General features: G+C 41.5%; 13 protein-coding genes. 8 read left to right on the plus strand and 5 right to left on the minus strand.

All coding sequences use genetic code 11. The features are described 5' to 3' along the window. Window positions 1-40 precede the first annotated feature (40 nt). The 4 genes from G4420_RS07205 (at window position 41) to G4420_RS07220 (ending at window position 6,104) form a co-directional block, all read left to right on the plus strand. The gene (locus G4420_RS07205; protein ID WP_163322930.1) at window positions 41-1,558 is read left to right on the plus strand and encodes an NAD(P)H-hydrate dehydratase; all 1,518 of its coding nucleotides are present in this window, start codon (window positions 41-43) and stop codon (window positions 1,556-1,558) included. A 30-nt stretch (window positions 1,559-1,588) separates the two neighbouring features. Further along, the gene (locus G4420_RS07210) at window positions 1,589-2,242 is read left to right on the plus strand and encodes an HAD family hydrolase (protein WP_163322931.1); all 654 of its coding nucleotides are present in this window, start codon (window positions 1,589-1,591) and stop codon (window positions 2,240-2,242) included. A gap of 712 nt (window positions 2,243-2,954) precedes the next feature. Then, the gene (locus G4420_RS07215; RefSeq protein WP_163322932.1) at window positions 2,955-4,832 is read left to right on the plus strand and encodes a PAS domain-containing hybrid sensor histidine kinase/response regulator; all 1,878 of its coding nucleotides are present in this window, start codon (window positions 2,955-2,957) and stop codon (window positions 4,830-4,832) included. 474 nt (window positions 4,833-5,306) lie between these two features. Continuing rightward, complete coding sequence (locus tag G4420_RS07220; RefSeq protein ID WP_163322933.1) at window positions 5,307-6,104, plus strand: two pore domain potassium channel family protein; 798 nt, start codon at window positions 5,307-5,309, stop codon at window positions 6,102-6,104. 1,103 nt (window positions 6,105-7,207) lie between these two features. Here the strand turns inward: G4420_RS07220 and G4420_RS07225 are convergent. The 3 genes from G4420_RS07225 to G4420_RS07235 all read right to left on the minus strand — a co-directional run bounded on the left by G4420_RS07225 (window position 7,208) and on the right by G4420_RS07235 (window position 10,167). Beyond that, on the minus strand, window positions 7,208-8,530 hold the full coding sequence (locus G4420_RS07225; protein WP_163322934.1) for a DEAD/DEAH box helicase: 1,323 nt from the start codon (window positions 8,528-8,530) through the stop codon (window positions 7,208-7,210). 61 nt (window positions 8,531-8,591) lie between these two features. After that, a complete protein-coding gene (dprA, locus tag G4420_RS07230; protein WP_163322935.1) occupies window positions 8,592-9,695 on the minus strand; it encodes a DNA-processing protein DprA in 1,104 nt (367 codons plus the stop codon). A gap of 19 nt (window positions 9,696-9,714) precedes the next feature. Continuing rightward, entirely contained in the window at window positions 9,715-10,167 is a 453-nt protein-coding gene (locus G4420_RS07235; protein ID WP_163322936.1) for a hypothetical protein, read from the minus strand. Window positions 10,168-10,264: 97 nt separating this feature from the next. Between G4420_RS07235 and aroB the strand changes: the two genes are divergently transcribed. Together aroB and G4420_RS07245 are read left to right on the plus strand one after the other, a co-directional pair. Beyond that, window positions 10,265-11,329, plus strand: coding sequence for a 3-dehydroquinate synthase (gene aroB, locus G4420_RS07240; RefSeq protein ID WP_163322937.1), 1,065 nt, complete (start codon window positions 10,265-10,267; stop codon window positions 11,327-11,329). After that, window positions 11,330-12,601: a 3-phosphoshikimate 1-carboxyvinyltransferase gene (locus tag G4420_RS07245; protein ID WP_246241575.1), complete on the plus strand. Its 1,272-nt coding sequence runs from the start codon at window positions 11,330-11,332 to the stop codon at window positions 12,599-12,601. Window positions 12,602-12,686: 85 nt separating this feature from the next. Here the strand turns inward: G4420_RS07245 and G4420_RS07250 are convergent, their stop codons facing one another. Further along, window positions 12,687-13,781 (minus strand): acyltransferase family protein, encoded by a 1,095-nt coding sequence (locus G4420_RS07250; protein ID WP_163322938.1) that lies wholly within the window; start codon window positions 13,779-13,781, stop codon window positions 12,687-12,689. A gap of 461 nt (window positions 13,782-14,242) precedes the next feature. Then, entirely contained in the window at window positions 14,243-14,689 is a 447-nt protein-coding gene (locus G4420_RS07255) for a nucleoside deaminase (protein ID WP_045032132.1), read from the minus strand. Between the two features lie 267 nt (window positions 14,690-14,956). Here G4420_RS07255 and aspS point away from each other — a divergent pair, with 267 nt between their 5' ends. Together aspS and gltA are read left to right on the plus strand one after the other, a co-directional pair. After that, window positions 14,957-16,714 carry an aspartate--tRNA ligase gene (aspS, locus tag G4420_RS07260; protein ID WP_163322939.1) on the plus strand — a complete coding sequence of 586 codons (1,758 nt, stop codon included), beginning with the start codon at window positions 14,957-14,959 and terminating at the stop codon, window positions 16,712-16,714. 165 nt (window positions 16,715-16,879) lie between these two features. Then, on the plus strand, window positions 16,880-19,141 hold the full coding sequence (gene gltA, locus G4420_RS07265; RefSeq protein WP_163322940.1) for an NADPH-dependent glutamate synthase: 2,262 nt from the start codon (window positions 16,880-16,882) through the stop codon (window positions 19,139-19,141). Window positions 19,142-19,235 lie beyond the last annotated feature (94 nt).

A 19,235-nucleotide genomic window follows, 5' to 3' on the forward strand; every position in this document is an offset into this window, starting at 1 on the left:
GTTCTTTTGCGGCCTGTAATTTCCAGCTTTCTCAAAAAAAATGAAATTATTTACAACTAAACAAATAGCAGCAATCGACAAGTTTACCATCGAAAATGAGCCTATTGCCGATATCGATTTGATGGAACGCGCCTCGCTGCAAATGACCAACTGGATTGTTCAACAGTTTTCAACCGAAGAAAGGTTACTGTTTTTTGCCGGCCCCGGAAATAACGGTGGCGATGCTTTGGCAATGGCGCGACAGCTGGCCGATTTGGATTACCAGTGCGAAGTTTACCTGCTTGATTTTGGAAAAGCTTTAAAAGGATCGCCGGCTATCAACTACAAACGTTTGGAAGAGCAGGGCAAAGTAAAACTGGCAAAACTACGAACGGAAAACGATTTTCCGCAGGTTGACGAAACCGATGTGCTGATCGACGGTTTGTTTGGCTCAGGTTTGTCGCGGCCGCTTGAAGGATTACCGGCACAACTTGTGCAATACATTAACCAGCTGCTGAATGTAGTAGTGGCTGTTGATATCCCCAGCGGATTAATGGGGGAAAACAATGCCGAAAATAACCTTGAGAATATTATCCGCGCCGACTTTACATTAACTCTGCAGTTCCCGAAAATAAGTTTCCTTTTCCCCGAGAACGAACAGTTTGTGGGGCAGTGGGAAGTGTTACCGATTGGTTTGCATCCCGGTGGAATAAACGAAACACCATCGCCATATTCCTTTGTTGATGCGGAAGATATTGCAGCGCGTTTGCCATTACGTACAAAATTCGATCATAAAGGAACATTTGGGCACGCACTGCTTATTGCCGGAAGTTATGGCAAAATGGGAGCGGCTGTGCTGGCATCAAAAGCCTGTTTGCGTGCCGGAGCAGGATTGTTAACCACACACGTTCCGCACATGGGGTTCCCGGTCATTCAAACTGCGGTGCCTGAAGCAATGGCCAGTATTGATCAGCACGATTCGATGTTTACTGATTTTCCCAACCTGGAGCCTTATGCGGCTATTGGTGTTGGTCCGGGGCTGGGCCTGAAACGAAATTCGTGCCGTGCCTTATGCGACTTGTTCGATCAGGCAAAGGTACCGATGGTTATCGATGCCGATGCGCTGAATATTCTTGCCGAAAATAAAACCTGGCTGGAGAAAATCCCCGAAGGTTCGGTGCTTACACCACATCCGGGCGAGTTTCAGCGTTTGGTTGGTGAAACCACCGATTCGTACGATGCCATTCAGAAACAAATGGCTTTTGCCAAAAAATACAATTGTGTGGTGGTGTTAAAAGGAGCGCACACTTCGGTGGCGGCGCCCGATGGGACACTTTGTTGGAACTCAACAGGTAATTCGGGAATGGGAACCGCCGGAAGCGGCGATGTACTTACCGGAATAATTCTGGGATTGCTGGCTCAGGGAATGGTTTCGTTTGATGCAGCGCTGGTGGGCGTTTATCTGCACGGACTGGCCGGAGACATAGCCATCAAAAAACGATCGGAATTTTCATTAATGGCCGGCGATATTATCGAAACGCTGGGGAAAGCATTTCTCAAAGTTCAGGAAGAATTATAAAAAAACATATAAGCCCTAAATAATCTATCAATGAAAGTAAAAGGAGTAGTTTTCGATTTTAACGGAACTTTGTTTTGGGATACGCATTTGCAGGAAGACTCGTGGGATCGTTTTCTTGAAAAGTATGGTTTTACCCTGAACGAGGAGGAAAAGAAAAAATACATTCACGGTATTAATGCCAAAGATACTTTTGAATATTTGTTTAAACGCGAACTCAACGATGCCGAAGTACACCGGCTCACCGAAGAAAAGGAAGTGATTTACCGCAGCATGTGTCTGGAGCATGGTATGCAACTGGCTCCCGGTGCCGAGCAGCTAATCAGCTTTTTGGCAAATTCGGGAGTGGCTCTGGCAATTGCAACCGCTTCAGCAAAAAATAATGTTGATTTTTTTATTCAACATTTTCCCCTGTTAAACTACTTCAGGCCCGAACATATTATTTACAACGATGGTACAATGCGCGGAAAACCACACCCCGACCTGTTTAATAAAGCCATTTCGGCCATAGGAACAAAGGCGGATGAAACATTGATTTTTGAAGACTCGCATGCCGGGCTTGAGGCGGCAGTTCGTTCCAGGGCAGGAGCGGTGATTATTGTGAATTCGGCCAATGCCGATTATAATGGTTATTCCTGCAGGCAAATCACGCATTTTAACGAGGTGGATACCGCATTATTTGTATAAGGCTTATTTTTTCTAAAAATTATTTTCGGCATATCATTTTGTGTAACCCGGTAGTTTTGTGCTTAAACTAAATGTTTTAGTTACGGTTTTGTTTTCGGGAAAAGAATATTAGCAATAAAAATCGCCTTGTGGTCCGCAATCGTCTTTAAACGCTTTTCAAAAATAGAAGTCAATCACTAAAGAAAAAGTTAAACCAGCAGTTTTGCGAGGTGAAAAAACATTTTCGGCACCCGGCTTAGCAATTGCCGTAGTTATGTTAGTGCAATCAGAAGGGTAATTTTGATAAGTCACACCACTTTTAAATTTATCGGGATACGATGATTTTGAGGTGGTGTTTTTTTGTTTTTATATTCTGGCGCTAACAACTGATGATATTAGTTTTAATGCATAACTTCCTGAAACATTAAATTTGGAAGCGTTTTAGTGTGTTGAAAATGTAATGCGCGATACACAATACTAAATCCTGCAAACAGAAAACGATAAAATAACCGAAATTGATTCGGTATGGTTACCTTTATCGCGTGTATATAACGCTGCGAGACAATAGTTTGAATGAGTTTTATATACAAAGCCATAAATGCGATTAAAAAATAACTGCAAGTTCACGAGTATTAATTATATTCTTGTAATTGTGGTATTAAAGTTTTAAACTCATGGTCTTTTATGACACTGATTTAAGATTGGTACAGGATTTAAATTATTGACAGGGAAGATGAAAAACGATATAAACATTACAAAAGCATTGATTGATTTATCTACCGACAGTATTTTTATAATACAGAATGGGATAATTAAGTATGCAAATCGGGGTTTATTGGAGTTTTCGGGTTATAATTTATCGGAACTAATTGGGGTGAAGTTTACGGAAATTGTACAGCATAATGAGTTAGAGAAACTTTATTCCCTGTCGCTTAAAAATCAAAACGGCGAAAATCAGCCATTAAAATACGAATCGGATGCCAGGTTTAAAAACGGGAATTATATTGATGTTGAAGTATCTGCCGTATCGGTTGTTTTTGAGGGCGAACCGGCTTTTCTTGTGGTTTTGAGAGACATTACACAACGTAAAATCTCCGAAAGAAAATACCAGAATATCATTGATTTTGCACCGATTGGTTTTTACAAAACCCGAAGAAATGGCGACTTTATCCTTGCAAATGAGGAGTTGGCAAACATTCTGGGTTATGATGATGCCGATGAGTTACTCGCAATGAATATATCTGATTTCTACTTTTCCGGTGATGAAAGAGAAAAATTAATCAATAAATACGATACAGCGAAAAGTTCAAAAATTAAAAATCTTGAAATAAAATTCAGGAAAAAAGACGGTAGTGCCATTTGGGTTTTAATGACTGCGCGAGCCATAAAAGATAAAAATGGAAACACTATAAGTTATGACGGTTTTATCATTGATGTAAGTGAAATGAAAAAATCGCAAAATGAGCTTATAGCCGCCAAAGAACAAGCCGAAGAAAGTGACCGTCTGAAATCGGCATTTCTCGCCAATATGAGCCACGAAATCAGAACACCAATGAATGGTATTCTCGGCTTTACAAGTTTGCTTTTAAATCCTGACTTGAATGATGAAACAAAGGAAAAATATATTCAGATTATTCATCAAAGTGGCGAGCGAATGCTGAATACGGTAAACGATATTGTAGAAATGTCGAAAATTGAAGCCGGTATTATGGAGGTAAGAAAATCGGAAATTAGTGTAAGCGGAATATTAAAAGATATCCTCTCCTTTTTTCAGGTTCAGGCTCAAAAAAAGGGATTAACGCTAAATTATCAAAATAAAACGCCCGGGGCCGAAATATTCGTAACCACCGATAGGGCGAAATTTGAATCGATTCTTACCAACCTGATTAAAAATGCCATCAAATTTACCGAGCAGGGAAGTATAACGGTTAGTCATATCACAAAAAACGGATTTATTGAATTTTGTATTAAAGACACCGGAATAGGGATTCCCTTAAATCGGCAGAAAGCTATTTTTAGCCGTTTTGAGCAGGCCGACATTAAAGACAAAAGAGCTTTTGAAGGCTCGGGTCTGGGGCTGGCAATAGCAAAATCGTATGTTGAAATGCTTGATGGCAAAATATGGGTGGAATCAACAGAAGGAGTGGGGACTGAATTCTATTTTACCTTACCGGTTTCGAACGTGGTAAAAAATGGTACTCCGGATTCGACGCAGGAACACAACGAAAATGGGCTTAACAGAAAATATAAGATACTGATTGTTGAAGACGACAGAACTTCTGCCATTTTGCTTAAGACCATGTTATATGATATTGCTGAAAAAATTACCCATGCCAATAACGGCGAGAATGCCATTAAAGAATGTAAAAATCAGGCCGATCTTGATATTATTTTAATGGACATGAAAATGCCGGGAATAAGCGGCCATGAAACCACAAAAAGAATACGCGAGTTTAACAAGGATGTAATTATCATCGCCCAAACAGCCTATGCTTTGTCGGGCGACAGAGAAAAAGCATTTCAATCAGGCTGTAACGACTATATTGCAAAACCAATTAAAAAGGCTGAGATTCTGGAGAAGATTGAAAGCAACATTAAAAATTGCATTTAACATGGGGTGTATAGCATAGGGCAGGCAGTTAATGTTTTAAAGTTGCTGCATTTTATCAAATCTGTTGCGGTTTGCTTTCGGCGTAACATCAATGCTGTTTTCCCTTTTTAAGGGAAAATGTCAACAGACAAAAGGGTAAAGGTTTCATCCAGTTTTTCGTTGGCAACAGCTGTCGCGCTTCATCTCAACCATATTTTCCCCTACGCCACACAGCACCGAAAGTTTATGTTACTAGTTTTACCCCCTAACCACCAGAAACATAAAAAATATGTTTAGTTTTAAAACACCAAAACTGAAATTCGTGAATACACGCCCTGTAATAACTGTAAAAATGTAAGAAGAATATGATAATAGTGCTTTACATGCCACATTAGGCAGCATAAAGACAATCATTATTACGATATAATAGATATCAATATGAACGATACATATACGTTAGCGGTAATTTAGATTTCGACACGTAACCAAAATATTATGAGTTATATACTGATAGCATATTTCGGACTAATCATTTTTTCAGTAATCCTTTCTTTCTCGCGATTTCGAAAGATAATAAAAGACTACAAAAAGAATTATGACAGAAAAGATCCAGAGAAATGGCTTAGTAATAATTTGGGCTCAATAGATGTTGATGAATTGAAAGAGACTAAAATATTCATTATTTCTAAGACAAAATCACTATTCTCGTTGCTTCATACAATCATTAATTTTCCAATTTTCATTTTGAGAATGGCTTTGATTATAAAGTTCGGAATAAGGATAGTTTGGAAATTACCAATCCAGATTTATGAAATTTGGTGGATATTTATTTATGCTATTTGCTTTAATCTTGCGAGAAATGGTTCTTTAAATCTCTCAGTCATATTTTCATCACTAATAACATTTTCAATCATAATTGATACAGCTTCAATTTTTGATTCAAAAAAAGGACGTTTAAACTTAATGGATAAACCAGATCACAAAATCAGACTATATGATCTATTAGTGAACGGTTTATTGATTATAATTGGTTTTGCTTGCATTTATTTTACTCTTTCAATTATAAACATTAATGCATTTGGAGAAAGCTTGAGTATATTGGATTCAATATTCTATAGCTTTATGATAGGTACAACAATCGGGTTTTCAAACATCCTTCCAGTATCTGATATGGTTAAAATAATAACAATGATTGAAGGATTGTTAGGCTTTATGTTCGTCGTTATAATGATTGGAATATTTATAAATGTTTGGATTGATAAAAAGTCAAAAACTACCGCTAACACTTTGTAAATTGCATTGCGGCGTTCGGTGCCGGTTGTCGCCGTGGATTCCCGCATGATTGTCTATCGTCCTGCGGATGGCAATCACCCGCAATCCGCAACGATAACTTACAATTTACCGATATACACTAGTTTAAAGCACACATAGACAAAGTAATATGCTTAAAGAATATTTTGAAATAAATAAAGAAATTTTAGTAAAGGCTCTTGATAATTCAGAATATAAGAATACATCAAAGATTCTTTTGAATTTTTATAATAAATGTAAATCTATTGATGAATCAATAAAAGCAACAAACTTTCAAACAAACTTTTATCCGTGTGCTATTCTTCTTCGTTGTCAGATTGAACACTTTATTGTAGTAACATATGTTTGGATTCAATTCCGCATAACAGAGAAAGACGAAATTGCAAGAATATACCGCGAAGAATATTTAATTCATGAGGTTTTGAAAAGACTGAATTACTCAAAGAGCAATAACATATCAATGAGCAGTAGAATTGCTATTACTTTTCAAAAATACTTGACATTCTCACCGAAAAAAAAGTATTAGAACAAAAGGATCTGGAAAATATTTTTATAAAAGGAAACCAATTTGATATCAGAAAAATTAGCAGATTCTTTGATCAAAACTTACCGTTAAAAAATGACAATATAATTAAGGCTGAAAGGATCAAAAGCTTTTTAGAATATTATAACTATTTTTCAAGTTTTGTGCATGGAGGACCAACTGCAGATGAGTTGTCGACCGATGAATATAAATCCCAATTAATTGGTGATGCAAAAGATATGATGAAATTGAGTTCTAATATCGTAGGATTTACACGGATTTACATTTTATATTTTTTGAGTATGAATGATAAAAATTTCGAATCTGATTTAAAAACTGAAATGGATAAAATTTAAAAACCGGCATATGACCGGGATCGGTGGTACGCAAGTTTCCCCCGTTCCCTCTCCCGAAAACTTCGGAATGCAATCGGTGTGCGATCAGATCGAATTGAATTGAACTTGTCGGCCTTACTTTGGCCCCAACAACACTAATCAACCGTTGTAACCACCGCCCAAAGCAAAAATTGCCAACGAAAATCATCGTTGGCAATTTTATGCTGTTATTTTTTTCTTTTCTTTCGTTTCTGACGTTCTTTTGTGCGCGAAAATTTATCTTCGAACGAACGTTTTGACGAGCCTTTCCTTTTTTTCTGATGAAAAGCGCCCTGGAAGGTAGGATCGTCGATTTTGCGCTGACGGTCGATCTCGCGCAGCATATCCTGGCTTTCTTTAAACTCCGATTCGACAACTTCTATCCCTTCGGGCAAATCCAGCAGCTGAATTTCCTGGCGCATCAAACTTTCAATCTTTTTCCAGTGCCACTCTGCCGCCGGATCGATTAAGGTAATTGCATCTCCTTTATTTCCGGCACGCGCAGTTCGGCCAATACGGTGGATATAGTCGTCGTAATCGTTCGGTAAATCAAAGTTAATTACGTGGCTCACCTGGCTTACATCCATACCACGCGCCGAAACATCGGTAGTAATTAATATCCGAACTTCACCACTTTTAAATGCCTGGATGGAATTAATACGCGAGTTTTGCGCTTTGTTCGAATGGAGAATCCGTTTTTCGCCTTCCGCTTTTCGCTGAACCACTTTGTAAACACCCTCGGCATGTTCTTTTGTTTTCACAAAAATTACCACACGCGTAAATTTCTCTTCATCCTGAAGCAGGTACTTAATAAGGTTTAGCTTTGTTCTGTAATTCGGAACTTTATAGCAGGTTTGTGTTACCAAACCAACCGGAGTGGCCGATGGTGCTATTTCCAGTTTATCGTAGTGATCGAGAAATTCTTCTGCAAGCGTTTCAATCTTTTCCGAAAAGGTAGCCGAAAACAACAGGTTTTGCCTGCGCGACGGAATAATTTCCTGAAGTTGTTTGATTTGAGGGATAAATCCCATGTCGAGCATACGGTCGGCTTCGTCGATTACCAGGTATTTTACCTTTTTTAATCGCAGCGCACCGGCCTGGTACAAATCCCACATACGGCCCGGCGTGGCAACCAGAATATCGATTCCCGGCTCCAGTAAAGCAGCATGTTTTGTCCAGCCAATACCTCCAAATACCGCCGCATGGCGCAACTCCGAGTAACCCGTTAATTCTGCAATATCTTCACCCACCTGAATCGATAATTCGCGTGTTGGAACAAGAATTACTACACGCGGATCAACTCCTTCCGGCTTTTTTAAACGAGATAGCAAGGGAAGCAGGTAAGCCGCCGTTTTTCCGGTTCCGGTTTGGGCCACACCAACAATATTCACCCCCGAATTAATTTTCGGAATAGCTCTTTCCTGTATGGGAGTTGGCGTAGTAAAACCAATATCGTCGAGCGATTTTAATATCGATTTTGCAACTTTTAAATCTTCAAAAGTCTTCTTCATTCTATAAAATTTAGAAAACAACGTTTTCTGTTTGGGTGCAAAATTAGAAAATAAAGCCGACTTACCTCAATTTGTACATTTTACCGGGGAGCGCAAGTACCAGGTTTTTAAATTCAAGGTTAAGCAACATAGCAGAAATACGGCTTACCGGCAGTTTTATTTCGGCCGAAATCTGATCGATAAACAGGTCGCCTTTTTCTTTTAACAGGTCAACTATCTTTTGTTCGTCAGGATTTAAATCGATAAACAGACTCGACTGCACGGCTTCAACTTTATCGGTTTTCTCCCAGCCCATAAAATATTCCAGGTCGTTGATGCCTTCAATTAAAGTCGCTCCGTTATTTCTGATCAGCAGGTTACAGCCTTTTGAGTAAGTGTCGCCCGCGCGGCCCGGGAAAGCAAAAACATCGCGGTTATACGATGAGGCAATATCGGCAGTAATTAGCGAGCCCCCTTTTTGGGCCGATTCCACCACAATAGTTGCATCGGCCAATCCGGCAATAATACGGTTACGTTTAATAAAATTCGCCGGGTCTATTTTGGTGTTGCTCGGAAAATCAGTGACAATTCCACCGCATTCCAGCATTTTTTGCGCCGTTTGTTTGTGTATAGCGGGGTAAAGCGTATCGAGGCCGTGAGCAATAACACCAGCGGTGGGTAAATTGTAGTTCAGGGCACAACGGTGAGCATGTACATCAATGCCATAGGCCAGGCCGCTTACGATTAGAATATTGTATTTTCTTTCGGCAAATTCGCGGCACAGATTTTCTACTATTGTCCGACCGTATTCGGTGGCGTTACGCGTACCCACAATGCTGATTACCCGCTCAGTATCGAGATTCATGTTCCCTTTGGTGTAAATAATAAGTGGTGCGTCAACACAACTTTTTAACCTGCGTGGATAAGTGGCGTCGGTATAAAAATGGATGTCTATTCCGTTTTTATCAATGTATTCCAGTTCCTTTTCTGCCAGTGGCAGCACATTGTTTTTCTTTATCTGGCGGGCATAAGCTTCTCCAATTCCTGGAACTTTTGTTAATGCTTTGGCCGATTGAGAAAAAACACCTTCAGCGCTGCCAATATAGGCTACCAGGTTGCGGGCAAGAATGCCTCCAATGTTGGGAAGCATCGATAGTGCCACTTTGTATTTAAGGTCTTCGTTCATAAGTGCAGGGAGCTCAGGCTTAGTTTTTTATGATTGAATTTAGCGATTCCTGAATACGTTTGCGGTCGTCGACAGTTAAGCCGGCCAGGCTAACTGTCGGGTACTCGGCTATTCCCCGATCGGTTTTTATTACAAGCGTTAAATCGGATAATTTACCAAAAAATGAATCTTCGAAAAGCGCCTTTCTTAAACGATACTTGGGAAATTCAATGGAATTATAGGCCTTTCCGGTAAAACTGATCACTTTGTAATAGCGAAGAATAATTTTGTCTGCATCGTCGGAATATTCGATGTATTGATAATCGGCCACATGAAAATAAAGGTACCACATGGAGAAAACTCCCAACCCGGCCAGTGCAAGCAGAACATGGTCGAGTAAAAACAGCGCCAGAATACCCAACGCAATTAGTATGGAAACCAGGAAGAATATTTTTTTGATCTTCGAAACCTTTTCGGTGTTTTTTATTGTCATCGTTCGTTATTAAATATCTAAAACTATTGCCACGTGCACCCTTAAAAAAAGGCAATGCCATTTTTATTGTAACTTTATCGCAATTTAGCAGCTACTTATGGGAAATTCAAAAATTTACTCTAAAATAATTTACAGCCGAAAGTTGGAACAGGAACTTCAGGCTTATATCAATAACTATCCGAAGGGCAAAGTGTTTCTGGCAACCGAAGAAACCGTTGATAAACTTTGGGTGGCCAACCTGGATAATTTTTTGGCAGAAAACAGCATTAAAAAAGTTGTTGTTCCGGCCGGTGAGCACAATAAAAAAATTGGTTCGGTTGAAACCATTTGGCAGTTTTTATCGGAAAACGAGGGCGACCGCAAATCCTTGCTTATTAATATTGGTGGAGGAATGCTTACCGATCTTGCCGGTTTTGCAGCCAGCACTTTTAAACGCGGTATCGATTTTCTGAATGTGCCAACAACTTTGTTATCGCAGGTTGATGCCTCGGTGGGTGGGAAAACCGGGTTTAATTTTAACGGCTTAAAAAACGAAATTGGCGTATTTAAAGAACCGGTTGCCGTTCTTATAAATACCGATTTTTTGAAAACCATTGATCGTAACAATTTTATTTCGGGGTTTGCCGAAATGATCAAACACGGATTGATTCACAGTCCTGAGCATTTGGCAGAGCTGAAAGATTTTGATTTCGATACTATTGATTACGATCTGTTGCAGGAAATTATTCGCCACTCGGTAAACGTGAAAGAATATTTCGTAGCCAACGACTTAACTGAAAATAATATCCGTAAAGCACTGAATTTCGGGCACACGGTTGGTCATGCTTTCGAAAGTCTGGCCATGAAACAAAACCGGCCCGTTTTGCATGGTTATGCCGTTGCTTACGCCATGATCGCTGAACTTTTTCTGTCGGTGAAAATGTGTGGCTTTCCGCAAGCCGATTGCGATGAGCTGACCAATTGGATGTTGGATATTTACGGCAAATTCGAAATTGAAGAATCCGATTTTGAAGCTTTGTATCAATTAATGACACACGACAAAAAGAACGAATCGGGACGGATTAATTTTACACTTCTACCAAAAGTTGGCGAAATTGCCATCAACCAGAATTGCAGCAAAGAACTGATTCTGGAAGCGCTTAAATTCTATAAAAGTCTGTAATTGACAGACGGAATTAACCTCATTATTACATTTGAAATGATTTACCAGGTAACTACCGACATAAAAGAAATTAAGGGAGCAATTAATCTTCCGGCTTCAAAAAGTATAAGCAACCGGGCACTCATTATTAATGCTTTGAGTTACAGTCCGTATCCGATTCGAAACCTGTCGGACAGCGACGATACAAAAGTTCTGACGGCAGCATTGTTTTCAAACAGTAACAAATTCGATATCGGGCATGCCGGAACCGCGATGCGTTTTCTTACCGCTTTTCTGGCAAAAATTGTTGGCGAGTGGGAGATAACCGGATCGGAGCGCATGCAGCAACGCCCCATTTCTATTTTAGTAGATGCGCTAAATAAACTGGGAGCGCAAATTGAGTACTTGGGCAATGAGGGCTGTCCGCCGCTGAAGATTTTGGGTTCGCATTTAAAAGGGCAAACCATTGAGTTGGATGGAAGTGTATCGAGCCAGTATATTTCGGCGCTTTTGCTAATTGCTCCAACCATTGAAAACGGACTGACTTTAAAGCTAAAAGGCAACATCACATCGCGGTCGTACATAAAACTTACGCTGGAATTGATGGCAAAATTTGGCATTCAGTACCGCTGGGACGATAACGTGATTTTTGTGCCGGAACAAAAATATTTTGCCCTCGATTTTACCTGCGAAGCCGACTGGTCGGGTGCTTCCTACTGGTACCAGATTATGGCCCTGGTTGACAATGGCGAGCTATTGCTGGAAAATCTTTTACTCGATAGTTTGCAGGGCGATGCCAACATTGCCGCCTGGTTTGAGCAGTTTGGACTTACTTCAACACAAAAAGAAGAGGGTGTTCTCTTGGAAAAGCACAAAAACCGACAGCCGGAGAAACTGGTACTTGATTTTATTGAAAATCCCGATGTGGCGCAAACCATGGCGTGTTTGTGTGTGGCTAAAAATATTCCGTTTCACTTTTCAGGTTTAAAAACTTTGAAGATCAAAGAAACCGATCGGATTACGGCGCTGCAAAACGAGTTGGCAAAATTTGGTGCGTCCATAGCCGAACCTCAGTTTGGAGAACTGGCCTGGGATGGAAAGCTGGACCAGGAACAACAGGAAGAAAATCCAATTATAAATACCTACCACGATCACCGAATGGCACTGGCTTTTGCGCCAATGGTTTTAGCGGGCTTTTCGATGCGAATTGATGATCCGATGGTGGTTTCCAAATCGTACCCCGGTTTCTGGGAAGACCTGAAACAGGTGGGGTTTTCGATTGAAGCGGATTAGAACGCCGGTGACGCTGATTGAGAAGATAATCGCTGATAAAACGCTGTGAAAATCATTTTTATCAGTGTCATCAGCGTTCTAAATCTTATAGTTTTATAAATATCTTCTTCTTATAAAGGATCCAGGCCGGAATAAAATTGAAGCCAATAAACAGGGCGGCATACAAAAAGCTGCCCATTTCCATACTCCAACCGGCATTTTCAAACCAATTCATCCAGTGGTTGTTTAAGCTGCTTCCACCAAATTTCCAGGAATAAAAAGGCATACGCCACACATCGGCCAGTACATAAACGGCAATGGCATTCGATCCAAATATAATTCCCGGTTTGGTTAAACGTGTACGGCCAAGCATATCTACAAAAAAGATGCTCACAGCTAGAACCATTCCTGCCAGTCCCGAAGTAACCAACACAAACGAACTGGTCCAGATGTTTTTATTAATGGGGAAAATGTAATTCCAGAAATAGCCGATAATAAAAGCAAAGAACGAAAAGGCGAAAAGGTAAATTACTTTTCGTTCCGCAGTCATTTTGCTCAGTACTAAATGACCTGCCAGCATTCCGGTAATTCCGGTGGCAATGGCCGGAAGTGTACTTAGCAGCCCTTCCGGATCCCAGGTTTTCTGCCATAGATAACCGGGCAGGAATTTGCTGTCGACCCAGGCAGCAATATTGGCACCGGGTTCCAGCATTACTTTGCCGTAACCCGGAGTAGGTATGAACATCATTACCAGCCAGTAAATTACAAGCAAAGCACCGGCAACAATGGCCTGAGTTTTCCATTTCGAGTTCAGGAATAAAAAGGCACAGGCAAAAAATACGATGGCAATGCGCTGCAGTACTCCGGCAATCCGTACATCTTCAAAACTAAAACTGGGGAACAACCAAAGCAAAATACCAACAGCAAATATTTTTACGGAACGAAAAACGATTTTCCTGTACATCGGGCCTTTGTCAACACCTGCGTTCAGTCGTTTGGTGTACGCCAATGCGATGGACACGCCAACGATAAATATAAAAAACGGAAATATCAGATCAGTGGGTGTTAAGCCGTTCCAGCTGGCGTGTTCCAGCGGCGGATAAATATGTGCCCAGGTGGCAGGATTGTTTACCATGATCATTGCGGCAATCGTAAATCCGCGGAAGGCATCAAGCGAAATAAGTCTCTTAAATTCAGCCATTTTGTTTATTTGGTTTAGTAAAATATTCTAATAGGCTTAAAATTGTTTTTAAAAATATTAGAAAGTCAAACTTAGCAAAAATATTGTGATGAAAAAGATGGCCGTTTAAAATTATTCGGGGAACTCAAAAATATGAGAACGAGGCTTGATTCGAATTTTCTCCTCCTGACATGAGGAGTACCCGGCTATGCCCGGCAATGTCATTAAGTTAAGGCTGTAAGCCTATGTTAATTCAGCCCAAGGCAATGCCATGGGGACAAGGATTGATGTTTTTGGTCGCCCTGAAAGGGCAGCTAAATTGCCCTTTCAGGGCGCTGTTCTTGTTTGTTGCATATTCCCCAATGCAACGCATTGGGCTGAAATAAATATGACTTTCAGTCATTCTGCTCTTAACTTAATGACATTGCTATGCCGGGGAGGTTGTGTAAAATAGATGTTGTGGATGATAAGGTCTGAGCCTTTTATTTCCGTTTTTTCTGAAAAAACTCCTGCAACAATTCAGCGCACTCGGTTTCAAAAATGCCGCTAACAATTTCTGTTTTTGGATGAAGTGCTTTGGCTGCAAATTTTTTAAAACCACGTTTTTCATCGGAAGCGCCATAAACGATTTTGCCAATTTGCGACCAGCCCAATGCGCCGGCACACATTACGCAGGGTTCGAGCGTAACATACAAGGTACAGTCGTTCAGGTATTTTCCACCCAATAAGTTGGCAGCAGCAGTAATGGCCTGCATCTCGGCGTGTGCTGTTACATCATTCAGGGTTTCGGTAAGGTTGTGGGCGCGTGCAATTATCTTTCCTTTTGACACTACCACTGCTCCAACCGGAATTTCGCCTTCGTCAAAAGCCTGAACAGCTTCTGCAAAGGCTTTTTTCATAAAATATTCGTCGTTAAACGGTTCAATCATAATTTTTTATTTAGCCCCGTCCTTTAGGGCGGGGTTTCTAAATTCGCGATGAAGATAGAATTTTTAGGATTTTTGTACTTTAAATCAGAATACAAAAATCCTAAAAATTCTTGAATGTTCCTTTTTTTGTCCCCGCCCTAAAGGACGGGGCTAAATATATTCGTTTTTAGAGCAACTGCTGTACAATTCCCCGAAAAGCTGCCAAATGTTTCCGGTTTAATTGCCAAAATATCACTATTTTCGCGGCGTAAATAAAAGAAAGATATCATGTACAGAACACATACTTGTGGCGAACTTCGAATTGAGAATGCAGGAAATGAAGTAACTCTGGCCGGTTGGGTGCAACGCGTCCGCGACCTGGGAGCCATGACTTTTGTTGACTTACGCGACCGCTACGGCATTACGCAGCTGGTGGTTGACGAGAATACCGATAAAGCGGTTGCAGTTGCAATTGTGGAGCTGGGACGCGAATTTGTGATCCAGGCAATAGGAACAGTTCGCGAGCGTCAGAGCAAAAACAAAAATATACCAACCGGTGAAGTGGAAATTGCTTTGTCGGAAATTAACGTGTTAAGCCCGGCAGAACTTCCGCCGTTTACCATTCAGGATGATACTGATGGTGGCGACGACCTGCGGATGAAATACCGTTACCTCGATTTACGCCGCGATGCAGTACGTGAAAACCTGGTGTTACGCTCGAAAATGGCACATGCCGTTCGTAATTACCTGAACTCAAAAGATTTTATTGAAACAGAAACGCCGGTATTAATTAAATCGACTCCGGAAGGAGCGCGCGATTTTATTGTGCCGTCGCGTATGAATGAAGGCCAGTTTTATGCACTGCCACAATCGCCACAAACCTTTAAACAGCTGTTGATGATTGCCGGTTTCGACCGATACTATCAGATCGTAAAATGTTTCCGAGACGAAGACCTGCGTGCCGACCGTCAGCCGGAGTTTACACAAATCGACTGCGAAATGTCGTTCGTTGAGCAGAAAGACGTGCTGGAAATGTTTGAAGGATTAACCCGCCACATGTTCAAAGAAACGCTGAATGTGGAAGTGGATGAGTTCCCATGGATGCCTTATTCTGAAGCCATGGAGAAATACGGATCGGACAAACCCGACACCCGTTTCGAAATGCTGATCAACGATATTACCGAAACCGTAAAAGGAAAGGATTTTGTGGTGTTCGACTCGGCTGAATACATTGGTGCTATTTGTGCCAAAGGATGTGCCGAATACACACGTAAACAACTCGACGGATTGACCAATTGGGTAAAACGCCCGCAAATTGGTGCCAAAGGTTTGGTTTATGTGAAATGTAACGAAGACGGTACGTTTAAATCGTCGGTAGATAAATTTTACTCGCAAGACGACCTGAAGGCGTGGGCAGAAAAAACAGGAGCCGAAGCCGGCGACCTGATCCTGGTAATGAGTGGCGACAAAAAACACATGTTGGATGCCCTTGGCGAGTTGCGCCTTGAAATGGGTAAACAACTTGGTCTGCGTGACAAAAATGTGTTTAAACCTTTGTGGGTTGTCGACTTCCCGTTATTGGAGTGGGACGAAGAATCAAAACGTTTTTACGCGATGCACCACCCGTTCACTTCTCCAAAACCGGAGGATATTGAACTAATGGATACCGATCCGGGTAAAGTCCGTGCCAATGCCTACGACCTTGTAATTAATGGTGTTGAAATTGGTGGTGGTTCGGTTCGTATTTTCGATTCGGAACTGCAGTCGAAAATGTTCAGCCTGCTAGGCTTTACAAAAGAAGAGGCCGAAGCACAGTTTGGCTTCCTCATGAAAGCCTTTAAATTCGGTGCGCCGCCACATGCCGGAATTGCTTTTGGTTTCGACCGTTTGGTATCGTTATTTGCCGGTTTGGATACGATCCGCGACGTTATTGCTTTCCCGAAAAACAATGCGGGCCGCGACGTAATGATCGATTCGCCATCGGCAGTTGCCGAAGCTCAGTTGGACGAGTTGAATTTGAAACTGAATCTGAAAGAAAAGAAGTAATTTCTACCACATACAATTGATTTAAAGGAGCCTTCTCGGGCTCCTTTTTTGTTGAAACCGTTAAATCTGACGAAGAATAACAAAAGATTGTATTGGTGATTGAACTTCCGGTTAATTTTGCACGAAAATCAAAAAACAGACAGCCAACCTTGACTGATAAAAATTATGCATAAAATATTACGTAAAAGAATTCTGAATCCTGCCGTTGAGGAGATCGTTGTGGAAGCGCCATACGTAGCCAGGAAATGCCAACCCGGACAATTCATTATCATTATTGTGGAAGAAGGAGGCGAACGCATCCCGCTAACCATTGCCGACTTTAACCGCGAAGAGCAGTCGGTAACAATGATTTACCAGGTTGTGGGGCACTCAACGCAATTGCTTCAGCAAAAAAATGTTGGGGATTATCTGAGTGATGTTGCCGGCCCGTTGGGTTTGCCTTGTGTCGATCATAAACCGAAAAGAGTTCTTGGAATCGGCGGAGGTGTTGGTGCGGCTCCTTTGTATCCTCAAATAAAAATGCATGCCGAAAACAATGCAGAAATTGACGTTGTTTTAGGAGGCCGAAGTGCCGAATTTGTAATTCTGCAGGAGGAATTCTCGAAACAGGCGAAGAACGTATTTGTAGCTACCGATGATGGAAGCCTCGGAACGAAAGGTTTTGTTACCACTATCGTTCAGAAATTGCTGGAAGAAGGAAATCAGTACGATGAAATAATCGCTATTGGACCTATTCCGATGATGAAGGCGGTGGTGAACGTGGTAAAACCATTTAATATTCCGATCTCGGTTTCACTAAATCCTTTGATGGTGGATGGTACCGGAATGTGTGGAGGTTGCCGTGTTTCCATTGACGGAAAAACAAAATTTGCCTGTGTTGACGGTCCCGATTTTAATGGTTATGATGTGGATTTCGACGAAATTACCAGCCGCCAGGGAATGTACAAAGACCAGGAGAACGGTCATAATTGCCGAATCGGTTTGTCGGCTGAAAATACGATCGTAGCAAAGAAAGTAGCGCCAATCGCTGCCCAAATGAAAGGCAAGTTTAATATGCAGCCGCTTAGAACGCCAATGCCGGAGCTTGACCCGATTGAACGAAGTAAATCGTTTGGCGAAGTGGCAATGGGTTATTCAGTGGAAGAGGCCATAAACGAAGCGAAACGTTGCATCCAGTGTAAACGACCTTCGTGTGTAAGCGGTTGCCCGGTAAATGTGCAAATCCCCGAGTTTATCGGTCATATTGCCGAAGGCGATTTTCAGGAAGCCTACAAAAGCATAAAATCATATAATAGTCTGCCGGCCGTTTGTGGTCGCGTGTGCCCGCAGGAAAACCAGTGCGAAGCGATTTGTGTTCGTGGTAAAAAAGATGAACCTGTGGCGATCGGTCGTTTGGAACGTTTTATTGCCGATTATGCGCGTGAAAATAACTTTGAAGAAGAACTTCCGCAGTACAACTCAGGAAGGAAAGTGGCTGTAATTGGCGCCGGTCCTGCAGGAATTGCATGTGCCGGCGAGTTGGCAAAAAAAGGTCACGAGGTGGTTGTATTTGAAGCACTTCACACGCCCGGCGGAGTATTGATGTACGGTATTCCGGAATTTCGCTTACCCAAACAAATCGTACGCGAAGAAATCGACTCCATCAAAAAAATGGGCGTTAAAATTGAGAAAAACGTAATCGTAGGAAAATCGTTAACGGTGGAAGATTTGAAGGAAGATGGTTTTGAAGCCATATTTATTTCTACCGGAGCAGGATTGCCACGATTCCTGAATATCGATGGTGAAAACCTGAATGGTGTTTATTCGGCGAACGAATTTCTCACCCGTGTGAACCTTATGGAATCTTTTAAACGGGAAACGCCAAGCCCGGTGCAGAAAGGCGATAAAGTTGCTGTTGTTGGTGGTGGTAACGTAGCTATGGATGCCTGCCGAACTGCCCTGCGTTTAGGAGCCGGGGAGGTTTATATCATTTACCGACGCGGAGAAGATGAACTGCCTGCGCGAGCTGAAGAAATTGAACATGCAAAAGAAGAAGGCATTCAGTTTAAGTTGCTTGCCAATCCTGTAAAAATTCATGACAATGGTAACGGTTGGGTAGGAGCGATCGAAAATCAGCAAATGGAATTGGGCGAGCCCGATGCATCAGGACGTAGAAGACCGGTTGCGATAGAAGGAGAGACTTTTATGCTCGATGTAAATAAGGTTGTAATTGCAGTGGGGCAGTCGCCAAACCCGTTGATTACACAAAGCACTAAAGGGCTTGATTTGCATTCGTGGGGTGGTATTATCGTTGACGAGCAAACCATGAAAACAAGTATGGAAAGTGTGTATGCCGGTGGCGATGTTGTTACCGGAGCAGCAACAGTAATTTTGGCCATGGGTGCGGGAAAAACCGCCGCACAAGCTATCGATACGCAATTGAATTAGTATATCCGGCAGTGATGGTCTCACTGAAGGGAGGCTATCACTAAGCTAGTTCACTTTGATAAGAACATAAAATATAAAGGAGCTTTCGGGCTTC

Origin of the sequence: Draconibacterium mangrovi, from assembly GCF_010586825.1 — a bacterium.
GTDB classification, from domain to species: Bacteria; Bacteroidota; Bacteroidia; order Bacteroidales; family Prolixibacteraceae; genus Draconibacterium; species Draconibacterium mangrovi.